15 protein-coding genes are annotated in these 25,371 nt (G+C 66.7%); all 15 read right to left on the minus strand.

The window, feature by feature from the left end:
* Positions 1 to 219 precede the first annotated feature (219 nt).
* Entirely contained in the window at positions 220 to 1,647 is a 1,428-nt protein-coding gene (locus CETAM_RS12330; RefSeq protein ID WP_231587508.1) for an O-antigen ligase family protein, read from the minus strand.
* Complete coding sequence (locus CETAM_RS12335) at positions 1,578 to 2,390, minus strand: polysaccharide deacetylase family protein (RefSeq protein ID WP_231587509.1); 813 nt, start codon at positions 2,388 to 2,390, stop codon at positions 1,578 to 1,580. Before CETAM_RS12335 ends, CETAM_RS12330 begins: the two co-directional genes overlap by 70 nt.
* Before the next feature lie 28 nt (positions 2,391 to 2,418).
* Entirely contained in the window at positions 2,419 to 3,942 is a 1,524-nt protein-coding gene (locus tag CETAM_RS12340; RefSeq protein ID WP_156229124.1) for an oligosaccharide flippase family protein, read from the minus strand.
* Positions 3,939 to 6,263: a GNAT family N-acetyltransferase gene (locus CETAM_RS12345; RefSeq protein ID WP_156229125.1), complete on the minus strand. Its 2,325-nt coding sequence runs from the start codon at positions 6,261 to 6,263 to the stop codon at positions 3,939 to 3,941. Before CETAM_RS12345 ends, CETAM_RS12340 begins: the two co-directional genes overlap by 4 nt.
* 140 nt (positions 6,264 to 6,403) lie before the next feature.
* Positions 6,404 to 7,954 (minus strand): acyl-CoA carboxylase subunit beta, encoded by a 1,551-nt coding sequence (locus CETAM_RS12350; RefSeq protein ID WP_156229126.1) that lies wholly within the window; start codon positions 7,952 to 7,954, stop codon positions 6,404 to 6,406.
* 24 nt (positions 7,955 to 7,978) lie between these two features.
* The gene (gene pks13 / locus CETAM_RS12355) at positions 7,979 to 12,826 is read right to left on the minus strand and encodes a polyketide synthase Pks13 (RefSeq protein WP_156229127.1); all 4,848 of its coding nucleotides are present in this window, start codon (positions 12,824 to 12,826) and stop codon (positions 7,979 to 7,981) included.
* A gap of 111 nt (positions 12,827 to 12,937) precedes the next feature.
* Positions 12,938 to 14,800: a FadD32-like long-chain-fatty-acid--AMP ligase gene (locus tag CETAM_RS12360; protein ID WP_156229128.1), complete on the minus strand. Its 1,863-nt coding sequence runs from the start codon at positions 14,798 to 14,800 to the stop codon at positions 12,938 to 12,940.
* Between the two features lie 138 nt (positions 14,801 to 14,938).
* On the minus strand, positions 14,939 to 15,853 hold the full coding sequence (locus tag CETAM_RS12365) for a cutinase family protein (RefSeq protein ID WP_156229129.1): 915 nt from the start codon (positions 15,851 to 15,853) through the stop codon (positions 14,939 to 14,941).
* A 20-nt stretch (positions 15,854 to 15,873) separates the two neighbouring features.
* Entirely contained in the window at positions 15,874 to 16,386 is a 513-nt protein-coding gene (locus tag CETAM_RS12370; RefSeq protein WP_156229130.1) for a DUF732 domain-containing protein, read from the minus strand.
* 2 nt (positions 16,387 to 16,388) lie between these two features.
* Positions 16,389 to 18,305: an alpha/beta hydrolase-fold protein gene (locus tag CETAM_RS12375; RefSeq protein WP_156229131.1), complete on the minus strand. Its 1,917-nt coding sequence runs from the start codon at positions 18,303 to 18,305 to the stop codon at positions 16,389 to 16,391.
* A gap of 322 nt (positions 18,306 to 18,627) precedes the next feature.
* On the minus strand, positions 18,628 to 19,656 hold the full coding sequence (locus CETAM_RS12380) for an alpha/beta hydrolase (RefSeq protein WP_156229132.1): 1,029 nt from the start codon (positions 19,654 to 19,656) through the stop codon (positions 18,628 to 18,630).
* 177 nt (positions 19,657 to 19,833) lie between these two features.
* On the minus strand, positions 19,834 to 21,813 hold the full coding sequence (zomB, locus tag CETAM_RS12385) for a flagellar motor control protein ZomB (RefSeq protein ID WP_197085745.1): 1,980 nt from the start codon (positions 21,811 to 21,813) through the stop codon (positions 19,834 to 19,836).
* Positions 21,814 to 21,873: 60 nt separating this feature from the next.
* On the minus strand, positions 21,874 to 22,869 hold the full coding sequence (locus tag CETAM_RS12390) for a decaprenyl-phosphate phosphoribosyltransferase (RefSeq protein ID WP_231587510.1): 996 nt from the start codon (positions 22,867 to 22,869) through the stop codon (positions 21,874 to 21,876).
* The gene (locus tag CETAM_RS12395; RefSeq protein WP_156229133.1) at positions 22,866 to 23,369 is read right to left on the minus strand and encodes a phosphatase PAP2 family protein; all 504 of its coding nucleotides are present in this window, start codon (positions 23,367 to 23,369) and stop codon (positions 22,866 to 22,868) included. Before CETAM_RS12395 ends, CETAM_RS12390 begins: the two co-directional genes overlap by 4 nt.
* Positions 23,366 to 25,357, minus strand: coding sequence for a glycosyltransferase (locus CETAM_RS12400; protein WP_156229134.1), 1,992 nt, complete (start codon positions 25,355 to 25,357; stop codon positions 23,366 to 23,368). Before CETAM_RS12400 ends, CETAM_RS12395 begins: the two co-directional genes overlap by 4 nt.
* Between the last annotated feature and the right edge of the window lie 14 nt (positions 25,358 to 25,371).

Genomic DNA, 25,371 nt, shown 5'->3' on the forward strand with positions numbered 1-25,371 from the left:
CGAAGAAACGCCGCGAAGATCAGTCCCAGGTCAAGGGGGGCAGGGGCGGTGGGGGAGGCTGGGACTTGACCAGATGCCGGCCGCGGATCTGTGGACGCGCTATCTGACATTTTCGGATCCCTTCCCCCGTGGATCGGGTTATCAACCTTGACCTGAAACTACTACAGAAACCGCCCGCGGAAAGTGTTTTCCACCACAATCACGACCTGTCCCTCACTTTCACGGAACGCCGTCACGGCGTCCCTTCCACGACGGAGGGACTGTCACGACGGGGACCGGCCGCCCCACGGGGGACCACCCCCCGACCAGGGCAGCTTCTCCTCGGGACACCGATGCCGCGCAGGCCAGCAGCAGCCAGAAGTAGAAGTCCAAGGGGAAAATCTCCAGGTAGGTGGAGAACCCTGCAGCGACGCAGGCGGCCACGGTCACCCCCAGGACCCCCGCTGTGAAGCCCCGCTCAAACACGTCTTCCTGAACCCTGATGAGTCGACGCAGCACGACGACTGCCACCGCGACCACCACCCCGTAGAGGAAAAGCCCCCACACTCCGAGTTCAAGGCCGATCTTCAGATACTGGTTGTCAGGCTGGTACACCCGGACCAGAGGGCCGACAGTCTCCGCCACCTTCTCCGCGGAGGAACCGGTCGTGCCGAGTCCCCCACCGAAAGGACGGACCAGCATCTGTGGAAGCGTGAGCGACCAGTGCCCGCCACGTTGCTGCAGGCTGCTCGAAGACACCATGGTCGCCAGCACCCCCTGCCGGTCAGCGAGAAGTGCCACAGGCACCAGGAACAGGGCGACACCGAGTAGGGCAGCGAAATATCCGAGCAGTCGGCGATGAAGGACCACCCCCACCACCACCACCGCCACGAGCAACCCCAGGAAACTGGCACGGACAACCGAGGAGGCCATGGCCAGCAGAAGAATCGGGGCTGTCACCCAGAAGAGTCTGGACCGTAGTCGACCGGGCTGTGCCAGGGCCGCAGCTCCCGCGACGGTGAGGACGAGCATCATGTAGAACCCGAAGGGAAACGGCTGGTTGAACGTTCCGAAGCTGCGGAGAAGCGGACCTGCGGTTCGGATTTGCTCATTCCACTCGTAGCCCAGGGTGGCGAGCCGGTACCCGCCTGCCACCTGCTGCCACAGGCCGAAGAGCGCACTGAACAGTCCGGTCCCCATGAGGACGGACACCAGCAGGTCCTTGTCTGCCCGGGTGAAGGGGAAGAAATAGACCACCACAGCTGGGATGAGGTAGAAGAACGCGATCTTCACCGGGAAGGCTGCCGCAGTCCCCAGAACCACGAGGGCGGACACTGCACCCGCCAGGACCAGGACCAGGGCCGGGGTCAACCAGGGGGCGACGGTGAACCGTTCCCTGGGGCGGGAGGCGAAGAAGCCAGCCGTGGCGACGGCGAGTACCGCCGCTTCCTTCCAGAACGGGGCTGCCACGGGCATGATCAACAGAAGGCCATGAAAAGGGACCAGGGCGGCCACGGCAATGAGCCCCCACTGCGGCCTCCTGGCCGCCAGCAGAAAAAGCAGGACGCCTAACACTGCCGTCACGACGATGGCGGTCATCACCTCGACCAGCTTTCCGGATCCACGTCCCGCACGGCCGGCCAGGTCCAACGTGGACGAAGCAGCCACTTCACCCAGCCGAGTCCTCGCATGTCGTCGCGCATGGCCATCCGGCGAAGGGTGAAGGGGTCGTCGTCGGAATGGCACCGTCCGTTGGTGAACGACCATCCGGTGCGGTATCCGGCCTCCCTGGTCAGTTCCCTCACCCGCTCATTCTGGTGGCCGAAGGGGTAGCAGAGGTCCAGGACCTCTCTGCCTCCCCATTCCGACAACAGTTCCCGGGACCGGACGAGTTCATCCTGTGCCCTGCCCCGATCCAAGTCCGGGAGCGAGACGTGGTTAGCCGTGTGGGAGCACAACTCCGCCCCGGCAGCCACTGCACCCTGTATCTCGCTCAGGGTCATCGTCCTGTCCGCCTTTCCCCACCAGGGCGGGTACATGCCCAGGCAAGCGGTCACCGGCAGCAAGGTCCAGGGGATCTGCCTGCTCCGGAGGAAGGGAAGCGCATTTCTGTGGACCCCCACCAGGGCATCGTCGAAGACGATGGCGACCTTTCCGGAGACCGGCTGACCATTGACGAGGTTCTTTGCCAGATGCGAGAGATGGACGAACTCATAGCCGAGCCGGGCGACCGTCGTGACCTGTTCGCGGAACACGGAGTTCCGCACGGAGTAGAGGTACGGCACGGAGGAATCGGGGAGGATGTCATGGTAAGCCAGCACCACCCCCGACCCTCCGAGACGATCGGTCACGGGGCCTGCCAGCCTGCGGAGTCTCCGCGCTTCGGCGCCTCTCAGGGATTCGTTTGCCACGTTATCCTCCTTCTTCCCGGGTTTGACTTCAGGCAGCAGATCGTCTGCCCAGGTACGAACGGGCATGGCCGATAATGGCGGTACTCTCCCGGCCTTCTGCCAGCGCAGAGACGAGAAGATGAACCATCGCGCTCACCACAGCGACGAGAATCCAGGGGGCGTCGGTCTCAAGGACCAGGAGAGTCGCTGGTGTCACGACCGCCCCCGCGATGAGTGACTGCCGGATCAGCAGACCCCACGGAGAGATCCCCGGAATCCCGAGGCTCATCTGGATGAGAAGGAGCATCACCAGGAGCATCACCAGCTGGGTGAGGACTGTGGCCACCGCTGCCCCATCTATGGACCAGCGTGGGATGAGCAGCAGGTTGAGCCCGACGTTGAGCAGGAGTCCCACGGAAGCCAGCCAGGGGAAAACCCGTAGCTTCTTCGCGGCGATCAGCGCCGATATCACCACGAAAGTGAGACCGGACAATGCGCTTCCCGCCACCAGCAGGGCCGCGGCGGTCGCCGCCCCCGCAAACTGTGGACCGTAGAGGAAAGTGATCAGTGCCCTGGAGCTGGGCCAGAAAATCACCACTGCCAGTCCACCGAGTATGGCCGCCACGGCCAATGCCTGAAACAGACGTTCACGGAAGTCGGCGGGTTTGTCGGGCCACGACTTGATGAGAACCGTGGTGAAGGGGACGGCGAGGGCCCCGACGACCAAGGCCAGCAGATCCGAGAACTTATAGCCGATCGCATACAGTCCTACGGCTTCGTAGGTGTCGATTTTCTGCAGCATGAGCATGTCGACTCGGCTGGCGAAGGTCAATAAGGCCAGGCCGACGGAGATGGGGAGGGCTTCCCGGAGCATCTCACCCCAGTGCCCGGTGGGGACCCTGAAGGACGGCCGGGCCCCAGGGGGAAACAGCTGGGCAAGGCCCACCGCCCGGGCAGTGAACACGATGATCTCCCGGACGATCGCGGGAACAATGAAGGCGAGCACTGTGGGATGGACGACCGCCACCGCCAGAATGACACCGAACTGTACGATTTGACCGATGATGTCCCAAACCGCCACATAGGTCAGGCGGAGTTTGCTCTGGTAGAGAACGAATAATGCGTTGGCGGGGGTAGCGAGGACGATCGTGGTGCCTGCCAGAGCCGCGGCCGCCATGACGAGCGGGGACAGCCCGGAGAAGTACGCGTAACCGAGGGCGACGAAATAACCGATGCCCCCCAGCAGTGTTCGGAGGGAGATGAAAGAACCGGCGATCTCGGACGCCTCAGCGGGATTTCCTGATGCCAGGCGGGAAAGCACGACGCGACCGACACCGAGGTCGGTCACCACGGCCATGAGTCCGAGAAGCGCGAAGACAAAGGAGTAACGTCCCCAGTCATCACCCGTGAGCGTACGGGCAATGATGACGCTTCCTGCCCAACCGAATACGGCTGTGGCGAGCCGCCCGACGATGAGTGCAGTACTGCTGCTGAACAGGAGTCGGTTCTCCGACCTGCCGCCTCTCCGGGGGCCCCGACGAGGTACCCCACCCTCCTGACTGACGGCGTTCATCTTCCCTCGCCGGGCCGGGCAGCAACGGGCACGTGAGGACGTATCCACCCGATCCCCCGGCGCAGCGCATCCGTTGTCCCGTTGATGCTTCTGACCAGTGGGATTGCCGGGGCGCGGGCGACCGGGGCCGCCACCACGGTTCCTACCCGGTATTCCGAGGTCTGCCAGTCCTGTTTATAGGCTCCACGTCCTATCATCTCATCGACGACAGTGAACCCCATATCATCGTGGAGCCCGACCAGATGCTCGAGCATCTGGTGCCCGGGAAGGAGCTTTCCGTAGGCGGGATCGAATCGGGTGAACCATCCCTCCACCCGCTCACCGGTCTGGAAGGTGATATTGAGCGCAACCCAGGTGGAGTCCACCGTGAGACCGACAACCAGGAGATGGCCGCCCTCCGCCTCCCGGGTCAGAAAACGCTCCGCGAAGTCCGCATGGTCATCACCGAGCAGGTTGACACGTCCTTCCGGATCCGCCTCACTGGATACCCTGGCCACCCGCACCATCTCAGGCCATGCCGCCCGAAGCTCCCCCGGTGTCCGGACAACCACAAAACCCACCGGCCCGAACTGCTCCCCGATGCGTTCCCTCGCAACCCGGAAACGCCGGAGCGTTTTTCCGCTGCGGATGTCGTGCGGCGTACTTCCGGGCGGAAGGTCAATCACCGGGCAATGTTCGTCCGTCTCGTATTCGACGGTCCACCCGCCATGATCCAGCAGGGCCGTGGTCACCGGCGAATCTTCGGGCAGATGTGTCAACTCCAGCACCACCCCGGCATCGTGAAGTCCCGCCACCAGTTCATCCTGTGACGTGGCGTCCTGCGCCAGCGCCTCCCCGACGGTGCCCCGGCCATGGCCGAGCAACCGGTGCACGGTGATTCCCGCCCGAGCCCGGGTGTGCAGCGGCAGCAACGCCACCAACCGATTTCGCCGGTGCACCGTCGCCACCGCCAGGTCCCCTTTACCCAGGGCCCGGAACCAACTCAACCCGTAGGAGGGGCGGGAAGAGAATCTGGTGGAGTATCGTTGCGCGAGGTCCTCCCACTGGGCCTCGAGCTCCTGGTCGACGGTGTCGTGGATTCGGAAACGGGTGATGCCGGAGTCGCCGCGGCCGCCCCGGGGGAAGGACGCGCTCCCCGGGCGGTGCCCGGCACGGGCGCCGGAGCCACCCGTCGCTGTCGTGCGGTGGTGCCCGGCGGCGGCGAGCAATTCGTTCACGATGACCGACGCCGTGTCCACCATGTTGTAGCGCTGGCACACATGCCGATGCCCCGCCTCGCCCATCCGCTGACGCAACCCAGCGTCATCGACCAACATCAGCAACACGCGGGCGACCTCCTCCCGTTGACGGCAATCGACCAGAAATCCAGTCTCCCCGTCCACCACCATCTCCGGGATCGCCCCATTCGGATGGGCAATGACCGGTAGCCCCGCCACCATCGCCTCCAGGATCGCGTTCGGGGCCTGATCAATTACCGAGGGAAAACACAGGATGTCCACCCCGGCGAGGATGTCCCAGATTCTTCCGTCCCCCGGCGCCAGATCGTTGATCACGGTCAGCCCCGGTTCGGTCGGCACCTCCTCCAGCGTGATCAGGGTCAAATCCGCCCGGTCCTTCAGCTCGTCACGCCAGACATCGAGCAACAACCTGCCGCCCTTGCGCTCCAGCGTCGTGCCGATGAACACTATGCCCGGCCGCCGACCCGGATCACGCACGGGGACAGGCTCCGTGAGATAAGGGGAATGCACTCCCTTCTCCAGATGCGCGACCTTCTGCGGGGCAATACGGTAATCCGCCGAGCACAGCGACTTCGCCACCTTCTGCGAGGTGGCGAACACCTTCACTGCCGCCTGCAGCACCGGCCGCTCGAAAAAGGGGTTGACCCTACTCATCGGCCCGGTGAACCGGGTCGGCTTCCGGTAGGGGATGCTGAAGACATTCAGCCGACCCGTACTGTCGGTGGTGATCACCGTGGGCACAGAACGCAGGAGACCCGCTCCACCGAGCATCGTGTTCTGCGTGTACACGTGCATTGCGTCGATCCCGCCGGCATCCAACCGCTCCCGCACCCGCCGACGCATCATCCACGACTGCACCAACTGCCCGCGCAACGGCTGAAGGTCCAGGTCAAACCGGGCCAGACCTGGAAGCGGGGCACGCAATAGCTTGCCGAGCAGACCAGGCTCCCCGCCGTCGAGAAACTCCACCTCGATGTCGTCCCGGTCCGCGAAAATCCTCCGGAACGCGCCGTGCACCGTCCGGTGCCCCCCTATGTTCTCGTTGACGAAAAGGAACCGGGGTCTGGTATCTGCGCCTCGCATGAGCTTGATCCTTCCGTGGCGTGATGCCACCGGCAGACCCCGGAACAAGAGAACTCAAGAGCAACAACCGGGGTGATCATCAGTCAGCGTCAGAATAACCCCGGGCACCCCGCTCTGTCCCCCACTTGGGCCACAAACCCCTACAGGGGCATGATCGTGTGCTTCTTCGACAGATCCTGCTCGTCCTTCGTGACCAGCTGACGCAACGCCCTGCGCAACGCCAGGCGTGTCTCACGCGGCTGGATCATCGCGTCCAGGTAACCGCGTTCCGCCGCCACATAGGGTGAGGTCATGTTCTCGTCGTAGAAGTCCATGAAGATTTTCTTCAGGTAGTCACGCTGCTCCGGCGGGGCGGCCGCGAGCTGCTTGCCCTGGATCATCACGACCGCCGCGGCGGATCCCATGACGGCGATCTGCGCGGTGGGCCACGCGAAGTTGATGTCACCGCTGAGGTTCTTGGACCCCATCACGGCGTAGGCGCCACCGTATGCCTTGCGCACGATGAGCGTCACCTTCGGCACGGTGGCCTCCACCAGGGCGAAGGCGAGCTTCGCACCGCGGTGGATCAGGCCGGCCTTCTCCTGATCCACACCGGGCAGGTAGCCCGGGGTGTCCACGACGAAGACGAGCGGGATGTTGTACGCGTCGCAGGTGCGGATGAAGCGTGCGCCCTTGTCGGCCGCGTCGGCGTCGATGCAGCCGGCGAGGTGCATGGGGTTGTTGGCGATGAAGCCGACGGCGCGGCCGTCGATACGCCCGAACGCCGTGATCAGGTTCGGGCCGTAGTTGGCCTGGATCTCCACCAGGTGCCCGTCATCGCCGAGCTGGACCAGCAGGTCCAGCATGTCGTAGCCGGCGTTGGAGTCGTCGGGCATGAACAGGTCGAGGGCGGGCTCGTCGGCGACGTCCTCGTCGCTGGGCGCGGCGAACACCGGCGCCGGGTCGTGGCAGGTCAGGGGCAGGTGGTCGAGGAGGTCACGGACGGCGTCGAAGGCCTCGTCCTCCGAATCGACGACCATGGAGATGTTGCCGTTGAGCTCCTGCTGGCGGGCGCCGCCGAGCTCCGCGGAGGTGACGTCCTCGCCGGTGACCTCGCGGATGACGTTCGGGCCGGTGACGTACATCTCGGACTCGCCGTCGACGGCGATGACGAAGTCGGTGGTCACCGGCGCGTAGACGGCGCCACCGGCGGAGCGACCGAGCATGACGGAGATCTGCGGGCTGCGGCCGGACAACGGGAGCTGGCGACGGGAGATCTCGGAGTACATGGCCAGAGACGTCACGGCGTCCTGGATGCGGGCTCCACCGGAGTCCTGGATGCCGACGACCGGGCAGCCGATCTTGATGGCCATCTCCATCACCTCGACGACCTTGCGGCCGAAGGTCTCGCCGACGGAACCGCCGTAGACGGTCTTGTCGTGGGCGTAGATGGCGACGGGGCGGCCGTCGATGCGCCCGTAGCCGGTGACCACACCGTCGGAGTAGACGGCGTCCTCCACACCCGGGGTCTTCGCGAGGGCGCCGATCTCGACGAAGGAGCCTTCGTCGAGAAGCGAGGCGATGCGCTGACGCGGGGTGGAACGCCCGTCGTCGTCACGCTTCTTCCGGGCTCGCTCACTGCCGGGGTCGCGCGCCTGATCCAGGCGGGCACGTAGGTCCGCAAGCTTCGCCGCGGTCGACGTTTCAGTCACAGGTCACCACTCGATTCGTTGCCGCTAGTCGTCCAGATCCTCGATGCGCCTGGCCATGTGCGCGCCCACGACGCCGATGGCCGGTTCATCGGGGACTGCGAGGTGATCGCCCTTCAACTGGACGATGTCAAGTTCATCAACGATAGCCGACCAGCCACCGTCCGGGTCAATATGCGCGTAACGCGGCTCCAGCTCGATGGCGCCGTCGTGCATCCGCTCCGAGCGGAACAACAGCACCGGGACGTCCACCTCTGCCCAGCGGGCGAAGTCGAGCTTGTCCAGGATGCGGTTGTCCACGAAGCTGGCGCGCTGGTGCTCCAGGACGCCGGCGGCCAGGCCGTGCTCCGAGGCGTCGGTGGTGGCGAGGAACTGCTCCAGCATGGCGAGCATGGCCTCCTCGCCGGCTGTCTCCAGCAGCTCGAAGGGCACCGGGAATTCCAGCCCGTAGGTCTTGCTGGCGAAGTCGCTGTAGCGCTCCCAGCGGGCCTTCGTCTCCTCCATGGTGTCCGGGATCGGCTCGGAGGGCTGGGCGGTGTCGAGCAGCGCGATATAGGCGACCTCGACGTCGGTGGCCCTGAGCTGGTGCGCGACCTCGTAGGCCAGCGCCCCGCCGAAGGACCAGCCGCCGAGGACCACGGGGTGGCCCCCGGAGTACTCACGGATCTCGTCGATGTAGGCGGCGGCACGCTCCTCGAGGCTGCCTTCGAGACGCTCGACCCCGTAGACGGGGATGTCCTCGGGCAGGCGGCGTGTCAGCGGCTGGTACACCACGGAGGAACCACCGGCCGGATGGAACATGAACACGCTCGGCTTCGTGGACCCCTCCGCGCGTGCCCGCAGGACACGGATGTTGCCCTCGACCTCGGTCTCCAGGGCGTCACGCACGATGTTGGCCAGCGGCTCCAGCGTGTCCACCTCGGTGACCTGCTCGGCCGTGATCTCCAGGCCGGCCCGCTCCGACAGTCGCTCGGCGATCTGCTTCGCGACGTCCGCGTCCACCTCAGGCAGCACGGTGGTCACACCCGCCGGTGCTTTGCCGGTGAGAGTGGCCCAGGTACCGAAGACCATGCGCTCGGCGGCGTCACGCGGGGCGACACCGACTCCCTCGCCCGGCTCCGGATCCTCGCGCACGTCCTGCTCCGCTTCCTTGACGTCGGCGATGGACACGACCGGCTCGAGGAGCGGGGTGCCGCTGTTCTGCTTGGCGGCGACGGCGTCCTCGACGATCCTGACCACGTCGGAGACGGAGGCGTCGCGGAGGGCCTGGACCTGCAGCGGCGGGATCTGGAAGTCATTTTCCACCCGGTTCTTGATGCGCATGCCCATGAGCGAATCCAGGCCGAGGTCGATGAGCGGGAGCTCGCCCGGCAGGTCATCGACGTCGTAGCCCATCGATTCGGAGACGATGGCGCGCAGGCGCGCCTCCACCGTCTCCCCGGAGGCCGGGTCCCAGCGGAACTCCTCGATATCGAGCTCATCGTCTGTGTCGGCGGTGGCGACGGCATTGTCTGCCCCGCCCTCCTGCAGCGCCTGGACGCCCGGGATCGCCGTCGGGCTTCCCAGCCTGAGTGCGGTGGCGAAGCCCTCCGCCAGCAGGGTCGTGGCACCGTTCTCAGTGACACCGTGGACCGTGATGGTCACGCCACCCACACCGCGGTTGACCACCGTGGTGATCTCACCGGCGACCGGCAGCATGGCGTATTCCTCGGCTGCGACGAGTTGGGCGCCCGGCTGCACGGCCTCGGCGGCGCGTTCGAGCAGAGCGAGGGCGGAAGGCACCTGGTTGGCGTCCGTGCTGAACGCGACGATGCCGCCCGGCAGGGTCACCCGCTGGCCCGGCAGCTGGGCCGGGCGGTGGCTGGAGGGGCGCGCGTTGGTCCAGTAGCGCTGGTGCTTCCACGTGATGTGGGGCGCGTGCAGGAGCTCGCCGGGGCCGTAGATCAGGGAGAGATCCACCGGTGCGCCGGCGGCGTAGAGCTTCGCCAGCAGATCCCGCAGTGCCTCGACTTCACTGACCTTGCGCTTGAGTGCGAAGAGCAGCTGTGCGTCGGGCTTGCCCACGGAGAATGCCGTGTTCATCATGCCCATGATGGCCACCGGGTTGGGGGCGATCTCGACGAGCATGGTGTGGGCGTTGGCGAAAGCCGCCTCGGTGGCGTCCTGGAAGTACACCGACTGTCGGGTCATGCGCAGCCAGTAGTCGGTGTCGTGGATGGTCTCCCCCGGCTGGTGAACCACGCCGCGGTCGACGGAGCTGAACAGCGGGGTGTGCAGCGGCTGCGGAACGATGCCTGCGGTCTCGAAGCCGAGCTCACCGAGCAACGGCTCGACCGCGCTGGTGTGTCCGGCGCCCTTGACGTTGAGCAGACGGGCGAACTTGCCCTCGCCCTCCAGCTTCTCCACGAGGGCGGTCACCTGGTCGCGCGGCCCACCCACGGTGGTCATGCCCGGAGCGGCGTACACGGCCGGCTCGATCTCGGCGAAGGCCTCGTCGGCGTTGAGCTCGGTGAGCTGTTCGGTGGACAGCTCAACCACCGCCATGGCACCGAGCTGGTCCTCCGGCAGTGACTTCTCCCCCTCGCCCATGAGGCGGGCGCGGTGGCAGGCGATCTGCATGGCGTCATCGGCGCTCAACCCACCGGCGGCGTAGGCGGCGGCGATCTCACCCATGGACATGCCCATGACGGCGGCCGGCTTCGCGCCGAAGGCGGCGAGCAGGTCGGTCAGCGCAATCTGAATGGCGGTGATGGCGACCTGTGCGGTCTCCGTGTCGTAGGTCTGCTCGTCGTCGGCGACGATCTCCAGGATCGACCAGCCGGACTCGAACTGGACGCGCTCGTCGAGCTCCGCCAGTCGCGCGCGGAACATCGGTGAGCAGGCGACGAGTTCCTTGGCCATCTTCCGGTGCTGGGAACCGAAGCCGGAGTAGACGAACACCGGGCCCATCGTCAACGGGGAGTCGGCGGCGGTGATGCCCACCGACACCTTGCCGTCGGCGACCTGGCGTAGGCGCTTCACTGCCTCGTCGACGGTCTCCGCACTGATCACGGCGCGGGAGCGGCCGTGGTTGCGACGTGCCAGGGAGCGTGCCAGCGGCACCAGGTCGGCGTCGGGACGGCCCTCGAGGAAGTCGGCGACGTCGGCGGCCGCCTGGCGACGGCGCGAAGGGAGCAGGCCGGAGACCGGCAGCAGCACCGCGTTCGGGTGCTCCGGGTCGGTGAGCTGAGCCTCCCCGGGCGCGGCGGCCTCGGCCTCGTAGTCGGCCGGGTCGAAGGAGCTGACCACCACGTGGGCGTTGGTGCCGCCGAAGCCGAAGCCGGAGACGCCGGCGACCTTACGCTCGGAGTACTCGGGCCACTCGCGGGGATCCTCGACGACCTCGAGCCGCTCGGCGTCGAAGTCGATGTAGCGGTTCGGCGCAGCGAAATGCAGGGACGGCGGGATGACGCCGTGCTGCATCGCCTGGACGACCTTGATCAGGCCGGCCGCTCCCGCGGCGGACTCGGAGTGGCCGATGTTGGATTTCACCGAACCCAGCAGGGTCGGGTGTTTCGGGTCACGGCCATCGCCGAGCACCGCACCGAGGGCGGTGGCCTCGATCGGGTCGCCCAGGATGGTGCCGGTGCCGTGGGCCTCGATGTAGTCCACCTCGGCGGGGTCGATCCCGGCGTCGTCGTAGGCGCGGCTCAGGACGTCGATCTGCGCATCCGGGTTGGGGGCCGTCAAGCCGTTGGAGTGGCCGTCTGAGTTGACGGCGGAACCCTTGATGACGGCGAGGATCTCATCGCCGTCGGCAAGCGCATCCTTCACGCGTTTGAGCACGATCACACCGGCGGCGTCGGAGCGGATGAAACCGTCGGCGTCGTCGGAGAAGGCGTGGATGTGGCCCGTCGGGCTGAGCACACCCAGCTCGCCGAAGGCGGTGGTGACGAAGGGGGAGGCGAGGACGTTCACGCCGCCGGCCACGGCGACGTCGGCGTCGCCGTCACGCAGCGAACGGACCGCCTGGTGGACGGCGACGAGCGAGGATGAGCACGCCGTGTCGACGCTGACGGACGGGCCGCGGAAGTCGAAGGCGTAGGAGATGCGGTTCGGGATGATCGAGCTGGCCGTACCCGTCAGGGCGTAGGGGTGCGCCTCGGCGGGGTCCGCGGCGATGAGCATGGCGTAGTCGTTGTTCGACGAACCGATGAACACGCCCACGGATGCGCCGCGCAGCGTGTTGGGTGCCACGTGGGCGTTCTCGAGGGCCTCCCAGGTGACCTCCAGCATGATGCGCTGCTGCGGATCCATGTTGGCGGCCTCGAGGGGTGAGAGGCCAAAGAACTCCGCGTCGAAGCTGGAGAGATCCGTCAGGTAACCGCCGGTCAGCGACTGTTCCGCCATTTTGGCGGACATGACCTCCTCACCCGAGTACTCCGACCAACGGCCGATCGGCAGTTCGCCGGTGCCGTCGCGGCCCTCGACGAGCATGGACCAGTACTCCTCCAGGGTGTCCGCACCCGGGAAGCGGCCACCCATGCCGATGATGGCGATGTCATGGGTGCCCGGAGTCTGCGCGGCACCGCCGGAATGGCGTGCACGCGGGCGGGTGCGCTCACGTGAGACCGGCTCACCCTCGACGAGTCGCTGCGCCAGCGCCTGAATCGTCGGGTACTCGTAGGCGATCGTCGCATCGAGCTGCACGCCGAGGAGGTTCTCCAGCTCACCGGACAGGATGACCGCGTCACGGGAGGAGAGCCCGAAGTTCTCCATCGGCTTGGTGTCGGTGACTTCCTCCGGGCTGAGCCCGCTGACCTCGACAACCCAGGCGCGGAGCCACCCGCGGAGCTGCTCGACGTTCATCGTCGCGGGGGTACGGCTCTCACTCATGTACGCGGTCTTCCTTTTTTCGTCTCAGGTCCAGCACAGTTTATTCGTACGGGACGTTATCGCCTGTGTGGATCCCTTCGTTACATGTGCCTGGTCATCCCCGGTGGGAGATCAGGCCTCGGACAGGTAAGCCTTCTGGATCACACGGCGGGCGATCTTACCGGCGGAGGACCGCTGGATCTCACCCGGTGCCACGAAGCGGATGTCCGCCGGGGTGACACCGTGTGCGGTGGTGACCGCAGCGCGGATGGCCTCCACGGCGGCTGCGTCACCCGAGGCATCGGCCTTGTCATCGCGCTCGATGACCAGGACCAGCTGCTCGGTCGACTCGGCGGAGTCCTCGCGCGTCACGGAGAATGCCGCGACGGAGTCCGGGCGGACGTGGGCGGAGGCGCTCATCACGGTGTACTCGATGTCCTGCGGGTAGTGGTTACGGCCCGCGATGACGATGAGGTCCTTCAGACGACCGGTGATGTAGGTCTCGCCGTTGACGATGGCACCCAGATCGCCGGTTGCCAGCCAGCCGTCGTCGGAGACGTCGGCCACGCGGGACTCCGGGAGACGCTCACCCAGGATGTTGCCGAAGGCCTCGGCGGTCTCCGCCTCGCGGCCCAGGTAGCCGGCGGCGAGGTTGTCGCCCTTGACCCACAGCTCGCCCACCAGACCGTCAGCAAGCTCTGCCTTCGTCTCCGGGTCGACGATGGTCAACGCCTGCGGGCGGACGACCTGACCGTTGGAGGCGAAAGCCACCGCGAGCGGGGAATCCTTCTCCACGAACTCGACGACGCCCTCGGCCAGCTTGTCCCGGTTGAAGTAGGAGATCAGCGGACGCTCCGGGGTCTGCGGGGTGGTCACCAGCAGGGAGGCCTCGGCCAGGCCATAGGACGGGCGGAGGGCGTTGGTGGCCAGGCCGTAGGGGCCGAAGGCCTCGGTGAAGGCGTTGAGCGCCTTCTCGGTGACCGGCTCGGAACCGATGATGATGCCGTCGATGACGGACAGATCCAGGGTCTCGCCGTCCTTCGGCCTGCCGTAACGGGCGGAGAGCTCGAGGGCGAAGTTGGGGATGACGGTGTAGACGGACACACCCTCATCGGTGTCCCGACGGTTGAGCTGATCGATCCAGCGCTTGGGCTGCTGGATGAAGTCACGCGGGGCCATGATCTCGTTCGGCAGTCCCAGGATGGTGACGAACACGGCGAGGATGATTCCCATGTCGTGGTGCAGCGGCAGCCAGGCGACCAGCCGCAGCGGCATGCGCAGGCGGGCCGCGGTGAAGATCTGCAGCACGTTGGTGAGGATGGAGCGGTTGGTCAGCTGCACGCCCGCCGGGGTGCGGGTGGAGCCGGAGGTGTACTGCAGGAAGGCCGGCTGGTCGACCGGCATGGTGCTCGCCGATGCCATGAGCTGCTGGCCCTGCAGTGTCATCATCGGGTTCATGTAGGTCGCCGCGAGGGTGTCCGGCAGGGAATCGACCGAGAGGATACGGGGGCGCTCGCGCGAGGGCAGGTCAGCGAAGTGCTCGCGTACCGCGGCTGCCGAGGTGGAGTTGGTGAGCACGAAGCTGGGCTCACAGTCGGCGAAGACGGCCTTGAGGTGGTCTGCGTGGCCCGGCTCGGCGGGATCGTAGAGCGGCACCGGGGTCATGCCTGCATACAGGGCGCCGATGAAGCCGAAGAGGTACTCCGGTGAGTTGTTCGCCAGGATGGCCACGCGGTCGCCGATCTTGCCCACCTGCTGCAGGCGGGCCGCCACGGCCTTGACGCGGGTGTTGATCTCGGTGCGGGTGAAATCGACCGGGGTACCTTCGCGGGATTCGGAGAAGTCCCAGAAACGCAGACAGTGGCGCTCGCCACCGCCGAGCTGCAGATCACCCTGGTACATCAGCTCGGCCAGGCCGGCCAGGGTCAGCTGCGGCGCAAGAACGATCTCGCCCTTGTCGTTGAAGAACTGGCTCATCGCCGCTTGAAGGTCCATGCTTCTCCTTGTGGTGTTCCCGCTGGCGGGACGCGATTTTGTCTTTTGTGCCAACCTAACAGAGCAGGCACCCGTCCTGTTAGTCCTCTGCCGTGACGTTTTCGTTACAAATAAGAGCGTACCTGCAAGTACCCCCGGTCACTGATTGATGAGGTCAGTGGCCCACTCCACCACCCAGGCATTCGTGGTGGTGCCCGGGATCACGTCGGGGTTGGTGGCGTAGAGCGCGTGCACGCCGTTGGCCGCGGCCAACGACTGGGCACGCTCGAGGGCGTTGCCCACGTTGAGCGGTGCATCACAGATGCTGTCGTTCGGTGCACAGATGTCGAAGGTCCGGTCCTGGAGTTCCCCGAAACCACCCACGCGGGCTCCCCGCATGGTGGCACCCGGGACGACCGGCTGGACGAGAAGGTTGAGCGGCTGGAGGGCGACCTCCGCACCGACTCCGTCAACATACGTGCCGGGATTCTGGCCCACACCAGGCTCCCGGCGGCCGTCCGCGATCAGGGCGACACCTCTGATGCGCTCGGCCGGGATGAGGCCGTTGCCCTGCCCGATCTGGCTGGCGACGTCCCCGAGGATCACGGCACCCTGGGAGAATCCGGCGAGAATGTAGTCCGTGTAGGGGCACTGTTCGTGCATGGTGACCAGTTCGGTCTCCAGCACAGTCTGCCCCTCCTGCCGGGATTCGTCGTAGGTCATCTCCTGCTGCGAATTGATGGAGCGGAACTGGGCGGTGTACGGCAGCGTCCACACCTTCACGTCTTCAGGGTTGAAACGCTCCTGCAGGGGTCGGGTGACCGAGAGCATGAAGCTGTATTCGTTGGCGGTCGGGGCGAAGGGATCGTCGCCGGGCGCCGACTCCCAGGTGCCCGGCGCTGCGATGACCTCCACGTCCGGGCACCATTCCGGCTGAAGGAGTTCCGTCGGTTCCGGCAGGCCGGGCGGCAACGGAACTCCGTCCTGGTCGCCGGAGCGCAGGAACCGGAACGTGCCCACACCGATGAGGAGCACCAGAGTCAGCACCGCCAGAATGGTCAACAGCTTTCGCATGAGTCAGATCCCGCATTCAGCTAGCAGTAGGCGTTCTTGGCGGCGGAGTCGATGAGCGCGGCCACCTCGTCGACGGGCTTGTCCGTCCGGCCCTGCTCAACGAGCTGGCCGGCCACTGCCGGCAGGGTGGCCGACGTCAGGTCGTTACCGCCGTCGCCGCACACTGTCCCTGCTGTGCCGATGAGCTGATCCTCGACGCCGTCGATGTCGATGCCGTCGTCGGAGAGATCGCCGAGGAAGGTGACGTCCTCTGTGGAACGCGGAACCTCCTGGTCGGGGATCTCATCGACCTCACGGGCACCCTGGTCCTGGGGCTGCGGGTCAGCAGGCCGCTGGGCGGAGCGCTGTGTCGTGGTGGGCTCTTCGCTTTCCGACGCCGTCGTCGATGCGCTCTCCTTCGGGGAGCGCTCGAGCGGAGCCACCGTGGTGGCGGTCGTCGGGTCATTCTCCACGGTTGCCCCACCACAGGCGGTGAGGGTGAGTCCGCCGGTCAGCGCGATGACGAGCAGCCCGGTCCGGGCTGGAATGCGCATGACTAGTTCCTCACCTCCTGGATTCGGCCGTTGACCTCGCTGATGGTGCCGTTCTGGAAGCGGACGGTCTCGCCACCGGCCGGAATGGTGGTCTGGTCGGCGACCGGCCAGCCGAATTCGCCCTGCTCCCAGCCCTTGGTGCCCCAGTGGTTGAAGATGGCGCCCTTCTTGATGAAGTGCGCGCCGGTGGCTGCGGACCAGTAGATGTTGCCGTTCTCGAACTCCTGGAATGCGCCGCCACGGATCAGTCGCTCGTCGGAGGTCGGGAAGCCCAGGGCCGAGTTGGCGGTGCCCATCTCGCCGTACTTCGCGGCGATCGCGCCCTTGACCGAGTGGGTCTGGCCAGCCTTGTCCTGGATGATCCAGCCGTTCTGGAACTGCTGGGCCTGACCGCCGTTGGCGTCGGTCGGCGGAGCCACCGGGTAGCCCAGGTCGCTGCGCTCCCAGCCGAGGGAGCCCCACTCCTCGAAGATGGGGCCCGGGATCTCCTGGGCGCCGGTTCGGGCGGTCCAGTAGATGGAGCCGTTCTCGAAGTGGACGTAACGGCCGGCGCCGTCCGGGGTGACGCGCTCACCGGTGGTCGGGAAGCCGAGCCAGCTGGCCGGGCCACCGAGGTGGTGGTAGCGGGCGTTGATGGCGCCGACGAGGGCGTGGGCGCCGGTGTCCGGGGACCAGTAGGCCACGCCGTTGCGGAAGTCCTGACGCACGCCGTCCTCGACGCTGTACTCGTTGTTCACGCAGGAGCCGATGACGCCGGACCTGGTGGCCTCGGCGATGGCGCCGACGGCGACGCAGTCCGCGCCCTTGTCCTCTTCGGACAGGCTCAGTGCGTTGGCGATGTGCGGCCACGCCTGGGTCATCTCGAACTGCCAGTAGGGCCAGGCGTGGACGCCGGACGGGCGGAAGTGCACGGTGGGCTCGATGCCGGCCTGGCGTGCACGGTCGACGAAGGTCTGGGAGGTCATGCGGGAGAGGATCTCCAGGCTGATGCCGGCGGAGTTCGCCGGGCCGGTGGCCACGGAGTTGGCCTCACCGAAATCGTCCCGGCCGGAACCGGCGGAGACGTAGACCTTCGTGCCCTTGAGCGCCTCGACGCCCAGCTTCGGATCGTGGTCGATCCAGTCCTGGTGCCCCGGCGCGCCCCACATGGCGCGGCCGTTGTAGCCGCCGGCATCGGTCTGCGCGGCGAGAATGGCCTCCGGCATGCCCGGGGAGGTGGTGTCCAGGTATCCGGAGAAGGAGCCGACGAACTTGAACATGTTCGGGTAACGCTGTGCCAGGTTCATCGCGGCGGTGCCGCCCATGGACAGGCCGAAGACGGCGCGCTCCTTGCTGGAGCGGAAGCCATTGTCCAGGATGGGGACGAGCTCCTTCATCAGGAACGTCTCCCACTGGTAGTTCTTGCCGTTGTTCGGCTGCTGCCAGTCGGCGTAGAAGGAGGATTCGCCGCCCACGGGGAGGATGACGTTGACGTTCTTGTCCGCGTAGAACTGCTCGATGTTGGTCTCGATGGTCCAGCCGTTGTCGTCCTCACGGGCCCGCAGCCCGTCCAGGGCCCACACCTCCGGGAAGGTGCGGTTCTTGTCCAGGTGCCAGTCGCGGGCGAGCAGCATCTGCACCTGGATCAGCTCGCCGGGCATGGCAGCGGATTCAATGAACAGGGCGACGCGGCGGTTGGTGATCCACTCGATGCGCTGGACGTCCACGCCGGCCGGCAGGCCCTGGACGTCCGGGTACTCGGTGGAGACGGGGGTTCGCTGCGGCGGGTCGGAGGGGCGGATCGAATCGGAGAGGCTGCTGCCGGACTGGGCAATGGCCGCGGGCGCCAGGGACAGGCCGAGGGCCACGGTCGTCGGAATGACGAGGGCGGCGAGCCAGGTTCGGCGGCGCTGCGGGGAACGGGATGCGGTGTCGCGCATGAGATTTGTCCTTGTGTGTGGTGCTCGAGGGTGTGGGCGGCCGGCATGGACGAGGTACGGAAGGGGCCACCACCGACCGGGGGTTCCCCTCCCCCGGGCGGCGCTGGTGTCGACGCCCGCTTCCGTCCCGACGTCTCCAGTCGGCGGAATACTTGTTGAGTTGTCTCACCGGGGGCGAGGGATGCGGGTCCCTGCCATGGTCGAGCCTAAGTTTAAGTTGTACTTGAGACTTTAAGGTAGGCCACGCCGTGCGGTCGCGGAAAATAACGAACCCCGAAGGGCGGTTTCCCGCCTTCCGGGTTACGCGTACAGCGTGATTTCGCTACCAGGCGTTCATGACGTCCAGGACGCGGCCCTTGGTCTTGTACATCTGGCTGCCGAACTGGTTCCAGTTGTGGATGCCGGTCATCGGGTAGTCGGTGGTGACGTTGACGCCGGTGGCGAGCGCCTTGCCCTCAAACAGACGGGTGGACACGCGGGCCAGCATCTCCAGCGGGGTGGCGGAGAACTTGAGGTTCAGCGGGTAGTTGTTGTCCTCCGGACCCCACAGGCCGGAGGCCGCGGAGATGTAGACGTCCTTGCCGCGCAGTCCGTCCATGTTGAGGAAGGGATCGTTCTCGAACCTGCGCGGGCTGATCATGGTGCCGTACATGGCGTTGATGTTGAAGCCGCCTGCGTCAAGAAGCGCGACGCGCATCATGGTCTGCATGCCCGGCATCGTCGTGGCGAGGAAACCCGACCAGGACAGTGCCTGGCGGAACTGGCCCGGGTGCTTCGCCGCCAGGTTGAGTGCGGCGGTGCCGCCCATGGACAGGCCGCCGATCGAGTTGTTGTCCGGGGCGACGCCGAAGTTCTGCTGCAGGTAGACCGGAAGCTCCGAGGTGAGGAAGGTCTCCCACTGGTAGGTGACCGGGTTGTTCAGGTCGTAGGTGGCCGGCTGTTCCCAGTCGGCGTAGAAGGAACCTGCACCGCCGATGGGCATCACGAGGGTGATGTTGGAGTTGTTGTACACCGCGGGGGCGTTGACGTCGACGGTCCAGGCGTTCGCCCGGTTGGTGGCACGCAGGCCGTCGAGCAGGTAGAAACCTGCGTTGCCGCCCCGGGCGGCCGGCTGGATCTGGACGGTGATGTTCGCCCCGGTGGACGGGGACCAGACGTCGCAGCGCTGGACCCAGTGCTGGACTGCGTCCCAGTCGCATTGGCCGGTGGCGTCACTGCGCAACCAACCGCGGTTGTCGGCGTTGGCAACTCCGGCACCGACGAACACCATGAGGGCGACGGCGGTGGCGAAGGCGGTCAGCGCCGCGAGGGCTTTTCGGCTCACGCGACGGGCTCCGGTCAGAAAGGACATGTTTCTCCTCGGCTTGGCGTTGTTGCAGTCTTGGCGCTGTGGGGACTATCGGCGGCACCTGACAGTTCGTTAACAACCAAGCCGCACGGTTTGAAGCGTTCCCGCTGGGTGTCACTCTAGAGCAATACGTAACGAAAAGCTCATCCTTTCGTTACCGCTCCGTGACTTTATGCGGCCTCACCTGGGATCTTCAGCGGAAATTTCCGTCGGCCAGGCGACCCGGATTCCAGGCGTGACGGGGCCGTGTTCCTCTATCACTTCTGCCGGATCGAGGCTGAAGTCCAACGTACGACCGGCTGTGAGTGAGAAGCGGATGTTGGCCAGGAAACGGTCCAGGCTCATCGGTTCCCGGTAGGTGGCCATGAGTTCGGCCAGGGCCGGGGTCTGCAGCGCCTGCCGCGCCAGGGCCGTGGCCTCGCGGTCGTACCAGCCGTGCAGGTTCTCCAGGGGAACTGCGGTGTCCGCCGCCTGCCACTCGTGCGGAAGCCACTTGTCATGGCCCACGCGTGCGTCCACGTCCCGCGGCTGGCGGGCGGCGAGCGGCGTTGTCAGGCCCACGGTGTCGAGTACGCGCATCTCCAGCGGTGCATTCATGCTCGTCATACCCAGGTTGATGTGGTACACCGTCGGCGGCAGGGTCGCCAGACCGGTGGGGTCCTCTGTCGCCACCTCGCGGGGGATGCGCGGCGTGGTGGTCCAGGAGAACTCCGCGGGATCCGTTCCCACCAGGATCTGCGACATCAGACCCGCGTCCTCCGCCATTGCCTGCTGTGCGACGTCGACGTAGTCGTTCATGGCCAGCGCTGTACGGAAATCATCCGCGACGAGGGGCGGGTCACCCTGCTCCCGGAAGGTGGCGTACGTCCAGAAGTCCCGCTCATCGACGATGCCCAGTTCCTCATAGTCGGTCTCCCAGTCGATGGGGTGACCGGAGATCACGGTGTTGGCCGCCCAGCCGCAGATCACCGCCAGCCCGACCGCCGCCAGAAGGTCGAAGCGGCGCGATCCTCCGAGGCGGTCCGTCAGCGGCACCACCGCCACCGGCAGCAGCAGAGCGAACAGCGGGAGCAGCAGCATCCGGCCGTGCATGAAGTCCCCACCGACCCGCAGCACGTAGAGCAGGTGGATGCCGCCGGCGAAGAGGATGAGACTGGTGGCGGCCACGGGGGTGCGCAGGCGCGCCCGTCCGGAGCTGGGCACGGGGAGGACGGTGGCGGCGGGCGTCGAGAAGCGCCAGAGGGTCACCGCCCCCAGCACCATGACCACAGCCAACGCCAGCCACAGCCAGTAGGGATCGACGAAGTCCCGGACGTACGCCCAGCCGTCGGCCCACTCCGCGTCACCGGCGGACTTGGCCACCGCCGTGTGCGGGGTGATCAGACCGTAGTAGCCCATGCGGAAGATCTGGTAGGCCGCGGGGATCGGCAGCGCCGCGGCGAGGATGAGTCCGCGTTGCCGCCAGCTGGTGGCGGCGAAGATGATCAGCAGCCCGGTGAGACCACCGTAGAGCGCGAGTTCGGGGCGCACGAGCCAGGACAGGCCCGCCCAGAAGGCCAGCAAGTAGGTGATGCTTTCCGACGGCCCTCCGGCATAGTGCCGGCCCGCCGCTTCCCGCGGGGTGGCCCAGGTGACCAGGAGCCACCACAGGCCTGCGATCCACAGCAGGCTCAGTCCCCACTCCAGGCCGGAGGTGGCGAAGTCACGTGCCGGCGGGAGCGCCAGGTAGACCAGGCCACCGGCGGGCAGGAGCAGCAGGGTGGTGCGGTGCCGGTAGAGGCGGGTGGTACCCCAGGCCGCCAGGCCCAGGGCGACGGTGGTGGACAGCAGTGCCAGCCACAGGGCGATGATCTCCAGGCGGGCGTCGGTGATCAGCGCCACCACGTAGATGAGGTACTGCCACAGCGTGGAGGTGTTGGCCTCGACGCGCTCACCGGCGTTGAACACCGGACCGTTGCCCGCCAGGAGGTTGCGCACGGTCCGGAGGACGATGAGGCCGTCGTCGCTCATCCAACGGCGCTGCCAGCCCCCGACGAAGGCCAGGACGGCGACGAGAACTGCACTGGCCAGGCCCGTCCATAAGGTCAACGACGCCGGAGCGTGACGGTGCGGGCGCGTCGTGCGTGGAGAGTGACCGGACAACCCGGCAGCTGTGGTCATGCGGCAGATGTTAGCAGGGGGACGGGTGTGATCCGGGAACCACTGGGCCCCGTCCCACGATCAGAGCGCCGGCACCAGGTAGACGGCCATGACGATGCACACGATCCACAGCACGGCCAGCGCCTGGAGGACGCGGTCGGACAGTGCCATCTCGTCCGGCGCGCCGCCGTCACCACGATCCACGTCAGCGGCGTAACGCAGGATCGCGATGGTGAAGGGAACCATGGAGATCTGGTACCAGACGCCGGCCATGCCCTCGACGGCGTTGGAGAGCTGAAAACCCCACAGGGCATAGCTCATGACCACGGCCGTGGCCGCCAGGGTCCACACGAAGCGCAGGTAGGTCGGGGTGTAGCCCTGCAGGGAACGGCGGATCTTCTTGCCCGTTCGCTCGGCCAGCAGCAGCTCGGAGTAGCGCTTTCCGGAGGCCATGAACAGCGAGCCGAAGGCCGCGACCAGCAGGAACCACTGCGAGAGCTCGATGCCCGCGGCGACACCACCGGCCATGGCGCGCAGCATGAACCCGGAGGAGACCAGGGCGATGTCGATGACGGGCAGGTGCTTCCAGCCGAAGCAGTAACCGAGCTGCAGCACGATGTAGACGCTGACCACGGCAGCCAGGCCCCAGCCGGAGGAGGCCAGGAAGGACAGCCCCACCGCGGCGATGATGAGGACGACCGCCATCACGTACGCCAGGTTGCTCGGCAGCATGCCGGAGGCGATCGGACGGTACCGCTTGGTGGGGTGTTCACGGTCGGCGTCGACGTCGCGGGCGTCATTGACCAGGTAGATCGATGAGGCGGCGAGACAGAAGACGACGAAGGCGAGGAGGACGTCGACCAGCGTGCGGCCGTCGGTGAGCGCCTCCGCGCCGGCCGCCGCGGGAGCCGCGACGACGAGGACGTTCTTCACCCACTGCTTGGGACGCAGTGACTTGATCATGGCGTCGGGGAGGTTCTTCGGCGGACGCCGCTTACGGGTGTTGTCGATGCCCTCGGTGTGCGGTTCCGGGTAGAAAATCCCGGTCTTCTCCTCTGCCAGGTGTTCCTCGCTCACGCGGTCTTCCTCTCAATCGTGGTGACGACCCCGGCTGTTGCGGCACCCAGCACCGCGCCTGCCACTGTGTCGGTCGGGTAGTGCACTCCAAGCACCATACGCGACACCATCATCACCGGAATGCCCAGAAGCGGCAAGCGGGAGCCGGTGAGATGCGCCAGCGAGGTCAGTGCCGCAGTGGTCGAGGTCGCGTGCGAGGAGGGAAATGACATCCGCGAGGGAGTGCCCACGCCGACCCGGATTCGGGGGTCATGCGGGCGGTTCCGGCGCACGATGCGCTTGATCACGACGGAGGCCGCGTGGGACACGAAGGCGGAGACACCCAACGCCAGCCACTGCCGACGGCGTTGCCTGTCGACGACCGCGCCCGTCCCCGACAGTGCGAACCAGCCCAGGGAGTGCTCCCCGAAATGGGAGAGAGCGGTGGCGGTGCGCACCATGCCCGGCCGGTCGCACAGGGCGTCCTGCATCCGGACCAGCAGATCGACTTCCCGGCTCATTCGAAGATCCTCCGCCAGGATTCCCGGCTGACCAGCTCGGGCTGGGCGGCACGGTAGGTGTCGCGGAGTTCGTCGAAGCGGCCGGCGATCTCCTTGTGCAGCGCGAGGGTCTCCTTGAGCAGACTCTCCGCGAGTTCCCGGTCGCGCCTGCGGTAGGCGACGCCGTTGTTGCCTGCGGTGGTGACGGTGGCGCCGTCCAGCCGCGAGAGCGAGAACCAGCGGGCCTCCGTGGGCGAGAGGTTGACCTGCGGAGTCTCGTGGTGGCGCGGATCCTCCTTGCCCAGGGAGTGCTTCAGTCCCTTGAGCAGCCAGCTGAGCTTCTTGACCTTGCCCAGGCGGCCGCCGACGTCCTTCGTGGGTACGCCCGGCGCGCCGGAGGGGGCGGGCAGGTCGGCGGCGGACGGGATGACCACGGCGTCGGAGTAGTTCTTCCGGATCGCGGCGATGCGCGGCAGGGAGGACTCGAGGATGTCGAAGAGCTGGTCGGGGCCCGCGAGGAAGTCCTTCATCGACTCGATCTGGATGGCCAGCGTCGAGTACTCCATGCACATCAGGTGCTTGAAGGTGGACTTCCGCAGGGAGCTGATGATCCCGTCGACGGGGCCGTCGTGGTTGAGCGCGGCGACGATGAGCCGGTTGCGCAGATGGAAGTAGGCCTGCCAGTCGATGGCGTCGTCCTTGTCCGTCCACGCCATGTGCCAGATGGCCACACCCGGCCAGGTCACCGTGGGGAATCCGGCCTTCCCTGCACGCAGGGAGTACTCGGTGTCGTCCCACTTGATGAACAGCGGCAGAGGCTGCCCGATCTGCTCGGCGACGACGCGCGGGAACATGCACATCCACCAGCCGTTGTAGTCCACGTCGATGCGCCGGTGCAGGTCGCGGGAGTTCTTGGCGTCCGGGTCCTTCTCATCGGCGTCCTCGCCACGGAAACCCAGCGGGTAGCGGGAGAAGTCATGGTCGTAGGTGGAGTGCCTGGCCGGACCCCACATGAAGTCCTCGCGTTGGACGAGCTCTCCCATGGTGCGCAGCTGGGCACGCTCCTGCAGGTTGAGCATCTGGCCACCGACGATGATCGGGCTCTTCGCGTAGCGGCCCACCTGGATGGCACGGAGGATCGATTCCGGCTCGATGGCGATGTCATCGTCCATGTAGAGAATGAACGGGGACTCGGCTGCGCCGGCGGGGCCGTCGCCGAGCGCCTCGTACATGATGCGGGAGTAGCCGCCCGAACCGCCGAGGTTGCCCTGTCGGAACTCGTGGAAACGGTCCCCGAAGTGGGCGACCGCCTCGTCGTAGCCGGGCTCGTCGGCGGGGTGCCGGTTGCCCTGGTCGGGCATGATGACGGCGTCGATGGCGGCGTCGACAAGCGGGTCCTCGCCGAGCGCCTGCAGTGCGGCGACCGCATCGTGGGGACGGTTGAACGTCGGGATGCCCACGGTGGCGCGCTTCTCGAAGGGGCCGACCTCCGTGCCGTCGGGCATGATCTGCGGACCCGGCTCCCGGTCCGCGAACCAGCCGGCACCGGTGATGTCCGTGTCGGTTTCTGCGGTGACGTCGAACCACAGCCAGCCGCCGTCCTCGAAGTGCGACAGCGGAATGGTGAATTCCGCCACATCATCGGTGACCAGGTGCCCGGCGACGGCCACGCGGGTGCCGTCGATCTTGGAACGGTACACCTCGACGCTGGCCGTGCCGGCCACGTTCATGCGCAGCAGCACGTGCTCCAGCTGGGACCAGCGGCGCCAGTAGCTGGCGGGGAAGGCGTTGAAGTAGGTCTGGAAGGACACCTCTGCACCTGCGGGGACGGTCACAGTGACCCGATCCGCCCAGGTCAGACGCTCCTTGTTCTGCTCGGCTTCAATGAGGTAGAGCATGCGCACATCGTGCGGTTCGCCCTTCCTCGGCAGCAGAATGCGCTGCAGCATCTCGCGCACGTCGTCGTCTCCGTTGTTCTTCACTTCTGGTGGCTCCACCTTTCGAGTCATCTCCGGAACTAGGG

Origin of the sequence: Corynebacterium comes (assembly GCF_009734405.1) — a bacterium.
Lineage (GTDB): Bacteria > Actinomycetota > Actinomycetes > Mycobacteriales > Mycobacteriaceae > Corynebacterium > Corynebacterium comes.

Bases quoted from the DNA above. Each gene is read 5' to 3' on its own strand.
- CETAM_RS12340 (WP_156229124.1), bottom strand. From the start codon at position 3,942: ATGAACGCCGTCAGTCAGGAGGGTGGGGTACCTCGTCGGGGCCCCCGG.
- CETAM_RS12345 (WP_156229125.1), bottom strand. From the start codon at position 6,263: ATGCGAGGCGCAGATACCAGACCCCGGTTCCTTTTCGTCAACGAGAAC.
- pks13 (WP_156229127.1), bottom strand. From the start codon at position 12,826: ATGAGTGAGAGCCGTACCCCCGCGACGATGAACGTCGAGCAGCTCCGC.
- CETAM_RS12360 (WP_156229128.1), bottom strand. From the start codon at position 14,800: ATGGACCTTCAAGCGGCGATGAGCCAGTTCTTCAACGACAAGGGCGAG.
- CETAM_RS12365 (WP_156229129.1), bottom strand. From the start codon at position 15,853: ATGCGAAAGCTGTTGACCATTCTGGCGGTGCTGACTCTGGTGCTCCTC.
- CETAM_RS12370 (WP_156229130.1), bottom strand. From the start codon at position 16,386: ATGCGCATTCCAGCCCGGACCGGGCTGCTCGTCATCGCGCTGACCGGC.
- CETAM_RS12375 (WP_156229131.1), bottom strand. From the start codon at position 18,305: ATGCGCGACACCGCATCCCGTTCCCCGCAGCGCCGCCGAACCTGGCTC.
- CETAM_RS12380 (WP_156229132.1), bottom strand. From the start codon at position 19,656: ATGTCCTTTCTGACCGGAGCCCGTCGCGTGAGCCGAAAAGCCCTCGCG.
- zomB (WP_197085745.1), bottom strand. From the start codon at position 21,813: ATGACCACAGCTGCCGGGTTGTCCGGTCACTCTCCACGCACGACGCGC.
- CETAM_RS12395 (WP_156229133.1), bottom strand. From the start codon at position 23,369: ATGAGCCGGGAAGTCGATCTGCTGGTCCGGATGCAGGACGCCCTGTGC.
- CETAM_RS12400 (WP_156229134.1), bottom strand. From the start codon at position 25,357: ATGACTCGAAAGGTGGAGCCACCAGAAGTGAAGAACAACGGAGACGAC.